General features: G+C 59.5%; 17 protein-coding genes. 15 read left to right on the forward strand and 2 right to left on the reverse strand.

Annotated features, from left to right (window positions below):
• Positions 1–26: 26 nt before the first annotated feature.
• Positions 27–1445 (reverse strand): sigma-54-dependent transcriptional regulator, encoded by a 1419-nt coding sequence (locus AC0V6V_RS12775; RefSeq protein WP_486165732.1) that lies wholly within the window; start codon positions 1443–1445, stop codon positions 27–29.
• A 263-nt stretch (positions 1446–1708) separates the two neighbouring features.
• On the opposite strand from AC0V6V_RS12775, the gene AC0V6V_RS12780 reads away from it, so the two are divergent.
• The 15 genes from AC0V6V_RS12780 to AC0V6V_RS12850 all read left to right on the forward strand — a co-directional run bounded on the left by AC0V6V_RS12780 (position 1709) and on the right by AC0V6V_RS12850 (position 14666).
• A complete protein-coding gene (locus AC0V6V_RS12780; protein WP_486137047.1) occupies positions 1709–1831 on the forward strand; it encodes a hypothetical protein in 123 nt (40 codons plus the stop codon).
• A gap of 9 nt (positions 1832–1840) precedes the next feature.
• The gene (locus AC0V6V_RS12785; protein WP_486165733.1) at positions 1841–2962 is read left to right on the forward strand and encodes an NAD(P) transhydrogenase subunit alpha; all 1122 of its coding nucleotides are present in this window, start codon (positions 1841–1843) and stop codon (positions 2960–2962) included.
• A gap of 92 nt (positions 2963–3054) precedes the next feature.
• Positions 3055–3429 (forward strand): endonuclease domain-containing protein, encoded by a 375-nt coding sequence (locus AC0V6V_RS12790; RefSeq protein WP_486166395.1) that lies wholly within the window; start codon positions 3055–3057, stop codon positions 3427–3429.
• Between the two features lie 3 nt (positions 3430–3432).
• Entirely contained in the window at positions 3433–3714 is a 282-nt protein-coding gene (locus tag AC0V6V_RS12795; protein ID WP_472640940.1) for an NAD(P) transhydrogenase subunit alpha part 2, read from the forward strand.
• 108 nt (positions 3715–3822) lie between these two features.
• On the forward strand, positions 3823–5286 hold the full coding sequence (locus AC0V6V_RS12800) for an NAD(P)(+) transhydrogenase (Re/Si-specific) subunit beta (protein ID WP_486166100.1): 1464 nt from the start codon (positions 3823–3825) through the stop codon (positions 5284–5286).
• 28 nt (positions 5287–5314) lie between these two features.
• On the forward strand, positions 5315–5674 hold the full coding sequence (locus tag AC0V6V_RS12805; RefSeq protein WP_486165735.1) for a hypothetical protein: 360 nt from the start codon (positions 5315–5317) through the stop codon (positions 5672–5674).
• 60 nt (positions 5675–5734) lie between these two features.
• Entirely contained in the window at positions 5735–6937 is a 1203-nt protein-coding gene (locus tag AC0V6V_RS12810) for a parallel beta-helix domain-containing protein (protein WP_486165736.1), read from the forward strand.
• A complete protein-coding gene (locus AC0V6V_RS12815; RefSeq protein WP_486165737.1) occupies positions 6934–7953 on the forward strand; it encodes an SO2930 family diheme c-type cytochrome in 1020 nt (339 codons plus the stop codon). Before AC0V6V_RS12810 ends, AC0V6V_RS12815 begins: the two co-directional genes overlap by 4 nt.
• 27 nt (positions 7954–7980) lie before the next feature.
• The gene (locus tag AC0V6V_RS12820; RefSeq protein ID WP_486165738.1) at positions 7981–8946 is read left to right on the forward strand and encodes an alpha/beta fold hydrolase; all 966 of its coding nucleotides are present in this window, start codon (positions 7981–7983) and stop codon (positions 8944–8946) included.
• Positions 8947–9036: 90 nt separating this feature from the next.
• A complete protein-coding gene (locus tag AC0V6V_RS12825; RefSeq protein WP_486165739.1) occupies positions 9037–9753 on the forward strand; it encodes an aspartate/glutamate racemase family protein in 717 nt (238 codons plus the stop codon).
• Between the two features lie 286 nt (positions 9754–10039).
• A complete protein-coding gene (locus AC0V6V_RS12830) occupies positions 10040–11212 on the forward strand; it encodes a deoxyguanosinetriphosphate triphosphohydrolase (protein WP_486166361.1) in 1173 nt (390 codons plus the stop codon).
• 8 nt (positions 11213–11220) lie between these two features.
• The gene (locus AC0V6V_RS12835; RefSeq protein WP_486165740.1) at positions 11221–11940 is read left to right on the forward strand and encodes an NAD(P)H-binding protein; all 720 of its coding nucleotides are present in this window, start codon (positions 11221–11223) and stop codon (positions 11938–11940) included.
• A 35-nt stretch (positions 11941–11975) separates the two neighbouring features.
• Positions 11976–12425 (forward strand): ABA4-like family protein, encoded by a 450-nt coding sequence (locus AC0V6V_RS12840; protein ID WP_486165741.1) that lies wholly within the window; start codon positions 11976–11978, stop codon positions 12423–12425.
• 90 nt (positions 12426–12515) lie between these two features.
• On the forward strand, positions 12516–14066 hold the full coding sequence (locus AC0V6V_RS12845) for a long-chain-fatty-acid--CoA ligase (RefSeq protein ID WP_486165742.1): 1551 nt from the start codon (positions 12516–12518) through the stop codon (positions 14064–14066).
• Between the two features lie 3 nt (positions 14067–14069).
• A complete protein-coding gene (locus AC0V6V_RS12850) occupies positions 14070–14666 on the forward strand; it encodes a DUF938 domain-containing protein (RefSeq protein ID WP_486165743.1) in 597 nt (198 codons plus the stop codon).
• A gap of 178 nt (positions 14667–14844) precedes the next feature.
• On the opposite strand, the gene AC0V6V_RS12855 is transcribed toward AC0V6V_RS12850, so the two are convergent.
• Entirely contained in the window at positions 14845–14973 is a 129-nt protein-coding gene (locus AC0V6V_RS12855) for an entericidin A/B family lipoprotein (RefSeq protein WP_486165744.1), read from the reverse strand.

The following is a 14973-nucleotide window of genomic DNA, read 5'->3' on the forward strand; positions in this document are numbered from 1 at the left end:
TGCGCTAGTCGGATCGCATTCGTGTATCAAGCGGCGTTGTCGATCCCAAGATCGGAAAGCTTGCGATACAAGGTCGAGCGGCCAATCCCCAGACGGCGTGCGACCTCGGTCATCCGGCCGCGATAATGGCCGATGGCGAGGCGAATAACGTCGGCTTCGATCTCTTCGAGTGGCCGCAGATTGCCGTCCTCAGTGTAGAGCATCACGCCCACGCCCTCATGCTGAGGTGAGGTCAGTTGTTCAAGCTCGCCGAGCATTTCGGAGAGCTGCGGGAAGCTGTCTGCGGTCAGCGTCTGATCTTCGCAATAGACCGCCGCGCGGAACAGGACGGATTGCAATTGGCGGACATTGCCCGGCCAATCGAACGCCGCGAGCAGTGTCAGCGCGCTGTCGCTGATGGACAGGTGGTTGAGGCCGGGTTGCTCGCCAATGCGGGTGAGGAAATGCCGGGTCAGAGCCGAAATGTCGCCTGTGCGCTCGCGCAGAGGCGGAAGTTCGATTTTGGTCCCGCCCAGCTTGTCGGCCAGTTTCTGGTCAAAATGCTTGGTCTTGGTCAGCCGCTCCAGCGAGTAATTGCTCGCCGACAGCAAGCGGACATCGACGCGGAAACCGTGGGCGGCGCCAACCGGGCGGACGATGCCGCTTTCTAGTGTTTCAGCCAAGCGGGCCTGCATTTCATTGGGCAGGCGATCAACTTCATCGAGCAGTAGCGTGCCCCCGTCGCAATGCTGCATCGCGCCAATCTGGCGATCAAACGCCCCGGGAAAGGCGTCTGGCTCGTGCCCGAACAGGACGGATTCGACCGAGTTCGGCGGCACGCTGCCGATGTTGATCACGCGCAGCGGCGCCTTGCTGCGTGGGCTGGCGGCGTGCATCGCGCGCATCAGCATTTCTTTGCCGGTGCCGCTTTCGCCCTCGATCAGGACATGCCCGTGGCCGCGCGCGGCCTTGGCGGCTTGCGCCAAAGCGGTGCGAAATTTTGGCGCGGTGCCGATCATCGCATCGAAATCGAGCGTCGCCGACATTTTCTCAGTCAGCGGGGCGAGTTCTTTTTTAGGCGTTTCGCGGGTGGTTACGCTGCGCAGCGCTTCCATCAGGCGGTCGGGCGAAATCGGTTTGACGAGATAATCGCTCGCGCCTGCTCGCATGGCTTCCACGGCGAGCAAAGGCGATGCGCTGGTCGTCAGCATCAGGATCGGCAGGGCGGGGCGGCGAATTTTCAGCTCTTGGATAAGGCCGCAGGCATCATCGCCTGGCACCCACTGATCGAGCAGGATCGCGGACAATTGCATGCCCTCGCGTGTGCCGAGCATCGCGATCGCTTCTTCCGCGTCGCCCGCCACGATAATCCGCCAGCCTTCACGCGCGGCAATTGCTGAGATCAAGCGACTTTGTGCCGGCTCGTCATCAATCAGCATTACCAGGCGCGTTTCCAGTTCGGACATCGACGTTTACATCCCAAAACGCCTTGAGAGCCTTCCCCCAAGGTCACTTAATGGATGGGCTTACCGAACAGGAGTAAAGACCCGATTAAGGCTATTCGCTGTTCCTTTCGCAAATCCCTTAGCGGAGCGGTCAATCATGCTTTTCCTGCCCCAAGCAATCGCGCGGGCTTGAGCTTGCCCGCGGGCTTCGATAGGGCATATCCAGAACGCCTCACGCAAAGGGTTTTTGTGAGGCCAGACAACGATTTGAAGGAATATGCGCGATGGCAGCCAACGATATGGACCATGCTAAATCAACCTATGACAGCTTCATTGCTTCGCTGAAGTGGGCCATTCCCCTGATTTGCGTGATTACTCTGTTCGTCATCATGATGATCGCTGACTAGGACGCCTGCATGAAGATCGCCGTTCTTAAAGAGCAAGCCGCCGGTGAAACGCGCGTTGCCGCAACACCGGAAACAGTTAAAAAGTTCATTGGCTTAGGCAATGAGGTGGCGATCGAAAGCGGGGCGGGACTGCATGCCTCCATTACGGACGAGGCGTTTGTAGAAGCCGGCGCCAGCGTCGGCAAAGCGGCCGCTACGATCAAAGACGCCGACATCGTTCTGGGCATTCAAGCGCCTGACGTAAAAGCGCTGAAAGGCGCGAAATCCGGCGCATGGGTTGCGGCCCTATTTGATCCATTCAGCGATACTGCGCGGGTAGAGGCCTATGCCGCTGCTGGGCTCGAGGCGCTGAGCATGGAGTTCATGCCGCGCATCACCCGCGCGCAGAGCATGGATGTGCTCTCCAGCCAATCGAACCTGTCGGGTTATAAAGCGGTGCTGGCGGCGGCGGACACCTACGGCCGCGCCTTTCCCATGATGATGACGGCCGCTGGCACGGTTCAGGCGGCGAAAGCTTTTGTTATGGGCGTCGGCGTTGCTGGCCTCCAAGCGATTGCGACCGCGCGGCGGCTGGGCGCTCAAGTGTCGGCGACCGACGTCAGATCCGCTACCAAGGAACAGATCGAAAGCCTTGGCGCAAAAGCGATTTTTGTTGAGGATGTGGCCGGAATTGAGGGCGAAGGCTCGGGCGGATACGCCACGGAAATGAGCGATGAGTATAAGGCGGCTCAGGCCAAGCTCGTCTCAGAGCACATCGCGAAACAGGACATTGTGATCACCACCGCGCTGATTCCCGGACGCGCAGCGCCGGTGCTGATCACGGACGCGCAAATCGCGACGATGAAGTCGGGCAGCGTGATTTTCGACCTTGCAGTGGCGCAAGGTGGCAATGTTGAGGGCTCAAAGCCCGATGAGACGGTCGAGAAGCACGGCGTCAAAATCATCGGCTATGCTAACACGCCTGCACAATTGCCCGCCGATGCCTCGGCGCTGTTTGCGCGCAATCACTTCAACTTCCTTAGCGCGTTCTGGGACAAGGAAGCGGGTAAGCCAGAGCTGGACGAAGAAATCGGCGATGCGATCCGCTTAACCCAAGGCGGCAAGGTGGTGAACGAGAGGCTCCAGGGGTGAGTTTGAGCATCCCAAATCCTACCCGCTATGGGGAGGGGGACCGCGCGCAGCGCGGTGGAGGGGACGCGCGGTTCGTCGCCAGACCGGAAGTCGTGCGCGCCCGTGAACTCCGAAAAAACATGATGCTGCCCGAACGTATGCTGTGGCAGCGCCTTCGCGCCCGTCCACAGGGTTTCAAATTTCGCAGGCAGCATCCGATAGGCCCATATATCGCTGATTTTTGCTGTCTGTCTGAAAAGCTGGTCGTCGAAGTCGATGGCAGCGCACACGATTCACTTGATCGCGCCAAGTTTGACGAGAGGCGTATCGCATTCATGAAAGAAAACGGGTTCAGGGTTTTGCGGGTGGCTGCGCGCCGCGTGTTGGCGGATGCCGATGCGGCCGCAGAGGCAATCGTCGCGCGTGCGGCGGGTCCCCTCCACCAGCCTGCTGCTGGTCCCCCTCCCCGTGCCGGGGAGGCTGCATAACCAATGGACTTTATCTCAATCCTTTCGATTTTCGTATTGGCCTGTTTTGTGGGCTATTACGTTGTCTGGTCGGTCACCCCGGCGCTGCATACGCCGCTGATGGCGGTGACCAATGCGATTTCTTCGGTGATCATCGTAGGCGCGCTGATCGCGGCGGCTGAGGCGGGCAGCCCAACGGCCAAATATCTCGGCCTGTTCGGCGTGGTTTTGGCCAGCATCAACATCTTCGGCGGCTTTGCCGTGACGGAGCGAATGCTCGCCATGTACAAGAAGAAGGAGAAGTAAGAGATGACTTTGCTTCTCAATCTAGTGCGATCTTCAGCGCAAGCATGTAGTGACGTGTATAGCGACGGTGGGTATTGCGATCCTAGTAATCCCGACTCCCACTTTGCTATTGCAACAAGAGCACGCGAAGCGGCGGAAGCGGTAGATGCATCCCAGTTGACAAACTCTTGGGTAGCGCTCGCCTATCTTATCTCCGGCGTGTTCTTCATCCTCGCATTGCGCGGGCTGTCTAGTCCAGCGACGAGCCGCGCGGGCAACCGTTATGGGATGCTCGGCATGCTGATCGCCGTCGTCACCACTCTGGTGACGCACAGCATCGCGACCCTGCCAGAGATCGGTATCGCAATGTTCCTGGGCGGGATTATCGGCGTCACCGTCGCCCGCAAAATCGCCATGACGGCGATGCCAGAACTGGTCGCGGGCTTTCACTCGCTGGTCGGTTTGGCTGCCGTTGTCGTGGGCCTTGCCGCATGGCTCGACCCGGCAAGTTTCGGGATCACCGACGCCGCTGGGCAAATTCTGGTCGTCAGCCGGATTGAGCTGGGCCTGGGCATCGCGATTGGTGCGATCACCTTCTCCGGTTCGGTCATTGCCTTCCTCAAGCTCTCCGGCCGGATGAGCGGATCGCCGATCATGCTGCCAGGGCGGCACGTGATCAATCTTGGCACATTGGCCGCGATCCTTGGCTTGATCGCCTATTACGCCATGTCGACCGAGGCTGGCGCGGGCGAGGGGCAGCTGATCATCGCAGTTACCGTGCTCGCCTTTATCATCGGCTTCCTGCTGATCATTCCAATCGGCGGCGCGGATATGCCGGTCGTCGTGTCCATGCTTAACAGCTATTCCGGCTGGGCGGCGGCGGCGATGGGCTTCACGCTGGGCAATAGCGCGATGATCATCACTGGCGCTTTGGTTGGCTCGTCGGGAGCCATTCTCAGCTACATCATGTGCAAGGCCATGAACCGCAGCTTCATCAGTGTGATCGCGGGCGGCTTTGGCGCGGATAGCTCAGGCGGCGGCGATGGCGAGGCGCGCGAACAGCGCCCGTACAAGCAGGGCAGCGCAGACGATGCGGCCTTCATGCTGGAACAGGCGGAAAAGGTCATCATCATTCCCGGTTACGGCATGGCGGTGGCTCAGGCTCAGCACGTACTGCGCGAAATGGCCGACACGCTCAAAGAAAAGGGCGTCGAGGTGAAATACGCGATCCACCCGGTTGCCGGGCGGATGCCGGGGCACATGAACGTGCTGCTAGCCGAGGCGAATGTTCCCTATGACGAAGTGTTCGAACTGGAGGACATCAACAGCGAATTTGCGCAGGCGGATGTCGCCTTCATCATCGGCGCGAACGACGTGGTGAACCCGGCGGCGAAAACCGATAAGAGCTCGCCGATCTACGGCATGCCTGTGTTCGACGTCGACAAGGCGAAGCAAGTGTTCTTCATCAAGCGCAGCATGGGCGGGGTCGGCTATGCCGGGGTCGACAATGATGTGTTCTACATGGACCAGACGATGATGTTGCTGTCCGACGCCAAGAAGATGGTCGAAGAGATCGTGAAGGCGCTGGATTGATCCCGATGTTTCGAGATGTCTGCGAAAAATGCTAAAGCGCTATCTGATCATAATTGCTGCGATAGCCTTGGGCGTTGCCTTTTCATGGTTTGTATTTCGTGATGACGGCTTGGTTGAACAAGTAACGGAAGAACGCATTGAAGCGGCCCTGATCGAAAAGGGCGCCCCGCCTCAGCTTGCAGGCTGTATGGCGGGCCGCATGGTCGATCGTCTGTCGCTGCTGCAACTGAAGAAGCTGGAGCGGCTGCGCGCGCAAGAGGGTGAGAGCGGCATTCCCCTCTCTCCCGGCGATCTGCTCGCGCGGATCCGCCGCGTTGACGATCCAGAGGCGGTTGAACAATTGGCCAGCGCAGCGGCGCTGTGTTCGCTCGGCCTCGGCGGGGACTGACGCCGCTCTTGCAATCCCGGCTCAAGGCGGCACAATGCTTGCCACTTGGGAGGGATCATCATGCTGAAACTTGCACTCGCCGCGCTCGCTGCACCCGTCGCGCTCACCTGCACGAGCGCCGCCATGGCAGAGACGCACACGATTGAGCCTGGCGAGGGCGCTCAGGAGCGCTTGCAGGAGGCGCTGATCCTTGCCGAACCGGGTGATGAGATCGTGCTCGCCGCCGGGCGCTATGCGCTGACAGATGGTCTCAGCCTGGACGTTGACGGCGTGACCCTGCGCGGCGCGGGAATGGACGCAAGCGTGCTCGATTTTACAGCGCAGGAGGGTGCGGGCGAAGGTTTGCTGGTGACGTCAGACGATGTCACTTTGCGCGATTTCGGGATTGAGAATGCTAAGGGCGACGGGATCAAATCCAAGGGCGCGGATCAGATCATCTATCACGCGATCCGGGTGGAATGGACGGGTGGCCCAGACGCCAGCAATGGCGCCTATGGCATCTATCCAGTCGAGGCGAGCAATGTTCTGGTACAAGACAGCTATGTTCGCGGGGCATCGGATGCGGGCATCTATGTTGGCCAGTCGGAAAACATCATCGTGCGCCGCAATCGCGTGATGGAAAATGTCGCCGGGATCGAGATTGAAAATAGCAATTTTGCCGAGGTGACAGAGAACCTCGCGACCAAGAACACAGGCGGCATTCTGATCTTTGATTTGCCCGGCCTGCCCAAAGTCGGCGGCGGCAATGTGCTGGTCGCGCGCAATGCGGTGATCGACAACAACACCGGAAATTTCGCGCCAGAGGGCAATATCGTCGCCAGCGTTCCCGCGGGAACCGGGGTGATGGTGATGGCGAACAAAGACGTGCACATTCGGGAGAATGCGCTGGTCAACAATTCAACCAGCCACGTGATGATGATCGCCTACACACAGCCCTTCGATGACGAGCGGTATCAGCCGCGTCCGGTGGATGTGGTGGTAAAGGGCAACATCTATGGCACGGGTGGCAACGCGCCTGATTTGCCCGGTGGCACACAATTGGCCGCGATGACCGGAGGTTCGCTGCCGCATATTTTCTCAGATGGATTGGGCAAAGGTTTGATTGTCGAAGATCCAACGCCAATTCTCTCGCTGGGCCTTACCCGCGTTGGCCAACCGATAACTGAGGCGAAACCGGAGATCCTCAATCCGGTGATCGCAGGTGAGACGGCTGAGCTGCCCAAGGTTGCTCTACCTGAGGGCATGGAGGCGCGTCTCAAGTGATCCGCGGCGGCATCCTGTTAGGGCTGGCCACGCTCGCGCTGGCAGGCGCAGTCTCTCAGTCTGAGGCACGCTCTCCAGTCGCTGTAAACAACAGCGCCGTTATGGAGGGCATGCCCAAAACACTGTCCGAGTTTGGCTTTTTCTCTCGTCTAGGTTCGCAGGAATCGTTCAGCGCTGCCGACTACACGCTCAAAACACCGCTCTATTCCGACGGCGCGGATAAGCTGCGCTTTGCCTATGTCCCCTTTGGCAAGGCGATGAAGGCAAATGGGGATGGCCTGCTCGAATTTCCTGTCGGCAGCGCGCTGATCAAGACCTTCGCCTTTGGTGAAGGCGCGGACCGGCGCCTCATTGAAACGCGCCTGTTGCTGCACCGGGCCGAGGGCTGGGTGGCGCTGCCCTATGTTTGGAATGAGGAGCAGACGGATGCGCGGCTGGCGGTGGCGGGGGCGCGTATCCCTGTTACGCGGCCTGATGGGACCGAGATCAGCTACCGCGTGCCCAACAAGAACCAGTGCAAGCAGTGCCATGTGAAAGATGGCGAAGTCACGCCGATTGGCCCCAAGGTTAGGAACCTGCCCACCGAATGGCTCAGTGAAGCGGTTGCAGATGGGCGGCTCGACAAAATGCCAATGGTGACAGCGGGCCTGCCTCATTGGGGCGAGCGTGACAGCGAAAGCGCCGATGTGGCCGCTCTTGCCCGCGCCTATCTCGATGTGAATTGCGCGCATTGCCACCAACCTGACGGCATGGCGTCAAATTCCGGGCTTGATCTGCGCTGGGAACAAGACGATCCACACGCTCTGGGTGTCCGCAAACCGCCCGTCGCGGCCGGGCGCGGGGCAGGGGGGCTGCTGGTTTCGATTGATCCGGGCTCGCCGGACAAATCGATCCTCGTCCACCGTATGAATTCGGTCGATCCTGGAGTTGCGATGCCAGAGCTGGGCAAGTCGACCATTGATGCAGACGGGCTGGCTGTGATCCGCCGATGGATCGACCAAATGCCCGCGCAGTGAGCCGTCAAAACTATAGGAATTCCGACAATGAAGCGTCTGTTCAAAGTCCTAGCCGTGCTCATCGCGCTGCTGATGCTCGCATTTGTGGTGTTTCGCACGCCCGACACCGATCCAGCGGAGATGCGCGCCAAATACGCCGGTGAACCCTCGCAGTTTGTCGAGATTGGCAACGGCGTGACCGTGCATCTGCGCGATGAGGGACCGCGCGATGCGCCTGCGATCATGCTGCTGCATGGTTCCACGGCCGATCTGCACACATGGGAGCCTTGGGCGGACGACCTCAAAGAAACTTACCGCGTCATCCGTTTTGACCAGGTCGGCCATGGGCTGACTGGGCCTGACACTAATGCAGACTATTCGCGTGAGAGCTTTGTTGCCGATATTGGCGAGGTCGCCGATGCTTTGGGCCTGGACCGGTTCGTCATCGCGGGCAGCTCAATGGGAGGAAGCCACGCGATGGCATATGCGCTCGTGCATCCTGAACGGCTCGAGGGAATAGTCTTGGTCGGTGCCAGCGGAGCGCCAGTAAGACGTGACGGGGGAGGCGGGAGTTTTGCGATGACTTTGGCTCAGACCCCTGTGGCGAACCGGTTGATGGCACACATCACGCCGCGTTCGATGGTTGAGCAATCCTTCACTAAAATGGTCAGCAACAAAGCTATGGTGACGCCTGCGATGGTTGATCGATATTGGGAAATGCTGCGCTACCCTGGCAACCGCTCGGCTACGATCACCCGTTTTGCAGCTGAACGGGTCGTCTTTGATGCGGAAGAGGTTAGCGCAGTTGAGGTGCCCACGCTGGTGATCTGGGGTGCTGAGGATCCATTGATCCCGGTCGAATCGGGCCGCTGGTATGATGAGCAGCTGCCCAATTCCACGCTGGTGGAATATGAAGAGATTGGCCATTTGCCGCATGAAGAGGCCGCTCAGCCGACGCTGTCTGACCTCAAAAGCTGGCTGCTGAGCCTGCCATCGATCCGGCCCGAGCTCTAACTCATCAAATCTTGTAAAGCCTGTAGCGTACTGGCTCCTCGCTCGCTAAGGCGGGGCGCGACAGGGCTATTTTAGATTTAAGGACTACCTTTGAGAAAATTGGGCCTGATTGGCGGTATGAGCTGGGTTTCGACCGCCATGTACTACGAACGCATCAATCGAATCATCCAAAAAGACGGACAAAAGCACGGTCGCCCGATGGCGAGCGCACCGCTGCTGATCGAAAGCCTCGACTTTTGTGAGCTTTATGGTCTGCGCGAAGATGCTGATTGGAAACGGGCCGCAGGCGTATTGTCTGAAAGCGCGAAACGGTTGGAAGGTGCTGGCGCGGGCGCACTGATCATCTGCGCCAACTCAATGCACAAGCTTTATGAGGATGTCGCAGGCGCCGTCGGCATCCCGATCCTGCACATTGCAGAAACCGTCGGCGCGGCGATGCAAGCGGCTGGCTGCAAGAATGCGGCGCTGATCGGCACTCGGAACGTGATGACCGAGAGTTTTTATCGCAAGCGGCTGGTTGCGCACGGCGTTGATCTGCTCCCGCCGAATATGGACAATGTCGAGCTTCTCGACCGGATCATTTACGAGCAATTGATGGTCGGCAAGGCGACCCGCGATGCGGAACGATCCATCCGTACGATCATCACCAATAAAGAACAAGAAGGCGCCAAGGCGATTGTTTTGGCCTGTACTGAGATGAATTTGGTCGTGGATGCCACCGCCAACATCTTGCCAGTGTTCGATTCGACCCGGATTCACTGCGAGGCTGCGGCGAATTGGCTGCTTGGCGAGGATTTGCCAGGATAAGCGGCAGCCGACCCCGTCTCACCCACGATTTGTCGCGTTCTTACAAGTCGCGCCCTATTCACACCGATGTAAGTTCCTACCAATGGTGGAGACGCGCTGCCGTCCGAGCCATCGGGTCGCTAACCGACAGGCTGAGGGGCTGCTCAGTTGAAACAACGAGCGGCCCCGCGAGCTTTGTAGGTCCTGACCCTCATATGCCTGGCGAATATCTGATCTTTATGAATGCGTTCGCTCTCTGTTCAGGTTGTGGTGAACGATGCGCTGACTTAAGCGCGCAAGGGTGGATATGACCCGCGCCCCTTACGCCGCTGACCCCGCCGCACCGCGCGGCCGCGAATTTGACAATCGCTCTGGCTCGGCGCGCGCTGAGGTGAGGGGGCCGCGCAGCGAGTTTCAACGCGACCGCGACCGGATCATCCACTCGATGAGCTTCCGTAGGCTCAAATCCAAAACTCAGGTCTTTATCGCGCCGGAAGGCGATCATTACCGCACGCGCCTCACCCACAGTCTTGAAGTCGCGCAGATTGGCCGCGTGCTGGCCCGCGCTCTGGGTTTGGACGAGGATCTTACTGAGGCGCTGTGTCTGGCGCACGATATGGGGCACCCGCCCTTTGGCCATGCGGGAGAGGCGGCGCTGTCTGAGGCGATGCAGCGGCACGGCGGGTTCTGCCACAATGCGCAGTCGATGCGCACGCTGATGCGCTTGGAATCGCCCTATCCCGACTATGATGGGCTCAACCTGACGTGGGATCTGTTGGAGGGGCTGGCCAAGCACAATGGCCCGGTCGAGGCACCCAATTGGGCTTTGGCGGAGCTGGATGCGGCATTCCCGTTTGATTTGGGCGCGTGGCCATCATTGGAGGCCCAGATTGCGGCGGTCGCCGATGATATCGCCTATGATAATCACGACATTGATGACGGCCTGCGGGCCGGGTTCTTGGGCCTTGATGACCTCTTGGAATTGGATTTCCTCGAACACCAATGGCGGGCGGTCGAAAAACGCTTTCCCAATGCCCCGCGAGAGCGGCAATTGCGCGAGCTGGTGCGCGATCAAATCGGCATGATGGTCAATGATGTGTTAGAGCACACGCGCGCCAGTATCAGCGGCATGACCTCCGTCGATGAGGTGCGGGCTGCTGGCAAACAGTTGGCCGGGTTCTCGCCCGGTTTTGCCGCTCAGGAACGATCGCTAAAGACCTTCATGTACGACAAGCTCTATTACCACCCGGAACAAGTCGCCGCCGCTGGCCGTGCCCGCGATGTGGTGGCGCGCTTGTTCGCGGCCTATTCTCAGGATCACCACCTGATGCCGCCCGAATGGCAGGCGCGCCTACCCAAGGACGACCCGCAGCGTGCCCGCACCATCGCGGACTTCATCGCCGGGATGAGCGACCGGTTCGCGATGGAAGCCTGCACGAAGATCTATGGCGAAGCGCCGCAGGGGCTTTCTAATGTTTGAGGTGGCGAATGTCTGACGTGTGCCGCATTGCCCTTGTCGGTGCGACCGGCCTGATCGGTCGGCGCGTGATCGAGACCAGCAATGATGTCGATGATGTGCGCATCATTGGGGTCTCGCGGCGCGAGGCTCCGCTGCCCGATGGCGCGCGTATGGAAATGTATGTCGCCACGCCGGATAAATGGGGCGAGGTGTTTGAAACGATCAAGCCGCGCACTTTGATCTGTGCGTTGGGCACCACCTGGAAGAAATCGGGCCGCGATGAAGAGGCGTTTCGCAAGGTCGATCATGACCTCGTTCTTGCCACCGCAGAGGCGGCGGTGGAGGCTGGTATTACCAATCTGGTGATGGTCAGCTCTGCCGGGGCCGATTGGCGCTCCAAAACCTTTTATCTGAAGGTCAAAGGCGAGACCGAGACGGCGCTGTCCAAGGTTGGGTTTAAGCGGCTCGATATTCTGCGCCCCGGCCTGCTGCGTGGGCCGCGCACCAATGATTTGAGGGTTGGGGAGAAGCTGGCGATGATCGCCAGCCCTGTGCTTGATCCCATGCTGGGCGGGAAATGGGCGTCCTATCGCTCCATTGATGCACGTGTGGTGTCAGAGGCGGCGCTCGGTCTGGCGATGCGTAAAGCGGCCGGTCGATTTGTGCATGACAATGACGCGATGAAGCGGGCCGCGCGCGAATGGCGCCAGCGTCTCGAACGGCTGGAGCAGCAGGCCGAGCAAGGTTAAGCAAGCCCCGCGCGGACCCAAAGGGAGCACTGGCGATGGATTGGAATGCAATTTTTGGTGCGGTGAACCTGCTTGCCATTGTCGCTTGGATCGCGCTGGCTTTCCTGCCGCGCAGCCCGGCGATCCTTGCCGCTGTGCTGTACGTCGGGGTTGGCATCTTGTGTCTGGTCTATGGCGTGTCTCTGATCGGCGTGCTCACCGGATTGCTGCCCAATGAGAGCGGGGCGGGCGCGAATTTCAATACTATTGAGGGCGTGCGCGCGATCTTTGCCAGCGATGCGGGTGTGACCATCGGCTGGACGCATTATCTCGCCTTTGACCTTTTTGTCGGCATCTGGATCGCCCGCGATGCTGATGCAAAGGGCCTCTCCCGGATTGTCCAAGTGCCGATCCTGCTCGCTACCTTGATGGCAGGGCCGCTGGGCCTGCTGATTTGGTTGATCGTGCGAGAGCCAGCGGCGCGCGCCAACGGACGCCGGAGCTGATCCCAGCCAATCCCGCAATCTGCTTGGCAAATGCGCGCTGTCGTGCGTAAACTGCGCGATAAACAAAACAGAAAAATCGGAGAGAGATCGGTGACCGCACAGGCGCATTGCACCTTTGATGCATTCGTTTCCCATTGGGCCAGCGAACGCCCGGACCAGACGGCCTTTGAACAGGACGGCGAGACAGTAACATTCGCTGAGCTGGATGACCTAACCCGCCGGATGATCACCGTGTTTGAAGCGAATGGTATCGCCAAGGGAGACCGGATCGCGTGGCTGGGTAAAAACCGCACGATCTATTACGCGATGTTCCTGGCCGCGGCGCGCATGGGCGCGGTGATGGCACCGATTGGCTGGCGGCTCGCCCCGCCAGAGGTCGCCTATATTCTGAAAGACACCGGCGCGAAGCTGATGATCACCGGCATCGGCTTTGCCGAAGTCGTCGCCAAGCTAGCGCCAGAGATCGCAGCGACGGTAAAAATCATCGAAGAGCCAGAGATGTACGCCGCGATTGAGGCAGCCGCTCCGGCCAGCTTCACCCCGTCCGGGCCCGATGATGCCGTGCTTCAGCTCTACACCAGCGGCACCACTGGCAATCCCAAGGGAGCCGAGCTGAGCAATGCGGCGCTGGTCGCTTTGCGCAACAGCTCAAAAGAGGCGGGTGATCCGTGGAACAGCCCAGGGCCTGATGATTGCATGCTGGTCGCCATGCCCTGTGCGCATATTGGCGGTACAGGAATCGTGATCGCCTCGATCGCCAACGGTATCCGCGCGCTCATTCAGGAAGAGTTTGACCCTGGCCAATTCCTCAAAGGGATTGAGGCGGGGGCCACGCAATCCTTCGTCGTGCCAGCGGCTTTGCAAATGGTGATCCAGCACCCGAACGCAAAAGATGTCGATTTCAGCGGCGTCAAATACATCATGTATGGCGCGGCTCCGATGCCGCTGGAGCTGCTGAAAGAGGCGGTGCGCACCATGCCTCAGGCTGGTTTCCTGCAGGTGTTCGGCATGACTGAGACCTGCGGCACGGTGACCTTGCTTCGGCCAGAGGATCACTCGATTGAAGGCAATGAGCGGATGCGCTCGGTCGGGTGCGCGATGCCGGGCACCGATATTCGCATTTTCGATGAGAACAGCAATGAAGTGCCGCGCGGCACCATTGGCGAGATTGTCGTCAAATCGCCCTCCAACATGCTCGGCTATTGGAATCTGCCAGAGGCAACAGAAAAGACGATCCGCGATGGCTGGCTGTATACAGGCGATGCCGCGATCATGGATGATGATGGTTACATCTACATTCAGGACCGCATCAAAGATATGATCATCTCTGGCGGAGAGAATGTCTATCCCGCGCAGGTTGAAAGCGCGATTTACGGCCACCCAGCGGTTGGCGAAGTGGCGGTGATTGGCGTGCCCGATGACACATGGGGCGAGGCGGTGAAGGCCTGTATCGTCCCCAAACCCGGGCAGACGGTCGATACCGACGATGTGATCGCCTATGCGCGCGAGCAGCTCGCTGGATTCAAAGTACCCAAGAGCATTGATGTGATCGAGGTCATGCCGCGCAATCCATCAGGCAAAATCCTGCGCCGCCAATTGCGTGCGCCCTATTGGGAGGGGAAGGAGCGGCAGGTCAACTGAACTGTGAAGAAGCACGCGCCCGCGACACTGCGCAATCGCAAGCCGATTGCTGAGGTTCTGGCTGGCGAGCTGCCTGCAGACGGAACGGTGCTGGAGGTGGCCAGTGGCAGCGGAGAACATGCGGTCTATCTCGCCGAAGCGTTTCCGCAGCTGACCTGGCAGCCGAGCGATCCATCGCCGGAGGCTCTGGAATCGATCGCCGCCTATCGCTCAGAATATGCGGGCGAAAACCTGCTCGCGCCGGTCCATCTCGACGCCAGCGTGCCTGCCAATTGGTCGGCAAAGCGCCTGGATGCTATGCTGTGCGTCAACATGGTGCACATCAGCCCATGGGCTGCGACACTCGGATTATTTGCTGGGGCGGCGCGCATTCTAAATGAGGGCGCACCGCTGATCCTCTACGGACCGTATTATGAGCAAGGCGTGGAGCCTGCCCCATCAAATCTGGCGTTTGATGCGAGCCTGCGTGAGCGCAACCCCGACTGGGGCATTCGCGACGTGGCCGATGTCGACAAAGCCGCTGATGATCAAGGATTTACGCGGGCAAATCGCTATGAAATGCCCGCGAATAATTTGATTCTGATTTACCGAAAAGGCTAGACTGCCTTATCGACATCGTTGGCAACAGATTCCAAATCTTGCCCGGCTCCACGGACGGTGTTGCAAGCTGCTGATGTTAAAACGAGCGCGGACAGCGCGGCGGCGATAAAAGACTTCCGGATCATCATTTTCCCTTCGAGTTAATGCTGGTCCAATGCTTTTGCCCAGAGTTTGGTTCCTAAATCGCTTCGTCTACATCATCGGCGACGGACTCTAAATCCTGGCCAACGCCGCGTACTGTGTTGCAAGCGGCGGAAGTGAGGGCGAGTGCAGCTACAGCAGCGGCAATCAGAGTTTTGCGGACCAT

The organism is Erythrobacter sp. S249 (genome assembly GCF_057364975.1).

Coding starts and splice junctions, on each gene's coding strand:
- AC0V6V_RS12810 (WP_486165736.1), top strand. CDS start 5,735: ATGCTGAAACTTGCACTCGCCGCGCTCGCTGCACCCGTCGCGCTCACC.
- AC0V6V_RS12835 (WP_486165740.1), top strand. CDS start 11,221: ATGTCTGACGTGTGCCGCATTGCCCTTGTCGGTGCGACCGGCCTGATC.
- AC0V6V_RS12780 (WP_486137047.1), top strand. CDS start 1,709: ATGGCAGCCAACGATATGGACCATGCTAAATCAACCTATGACAGCTTC.
- AC0V6V_RS12840 (WP_486165741.1), top strand. CDS start 11,976: ATGGATTGGAATGCAATTTTTGGTGCGGTGAACCTGCTTGCCATTGTC.
- AC0V6V_RS12795 (WP_472640940.1), top strand. CDS start 3,433: ATGGACTTTATCTCAATCCTTTCGATTTTCGTATTGGCCTGTTTTGTG.
- AC0V6V_RS12785 (WP_486165733.1), top strand. CDS start 1,841: ATGAAGATCGCCGTTCTTAAAGAGCAAGCCGCCGGTGAAACGCGCGTT.
- AC0V6V_RS12855 (WP_486165744.1), bottom strand. CDS start 14,973: ATGGTCCGCAAAACTCTGATTGCCGCTGCTGTAGCTGCACTCGCCCTC.
- AC0V6V_RS12805 (WP_486165735.1), top strand. CDS start 5,315: ATGCTAAAGCGCTATCTGATCATAATTGCTGCGATAGCCTTGGGCGTT.
- AC0V6V_RS12775 (WP_486165732.1), bottom strand. CDS start 1,445: ATGTCCGAACTGGAAACGCGCCTGGTAATGCTGATTGATGACGAGCCG.
- AC0V6V_RS12830 (WP_486166361.1), top strand. CDS start 10,040: ATGACCCGCGCCCCTTACGCCGCTGACCCCGCCGCACCGCGCGGCCGC.
- AC0V6V_RS12820 (WP_486165738.1), top strand. CDS start 7,981: ATGAAGCGTCTGTTCAAAGTCCTAGCCGTGCTCATCGCGCTGCTGATG.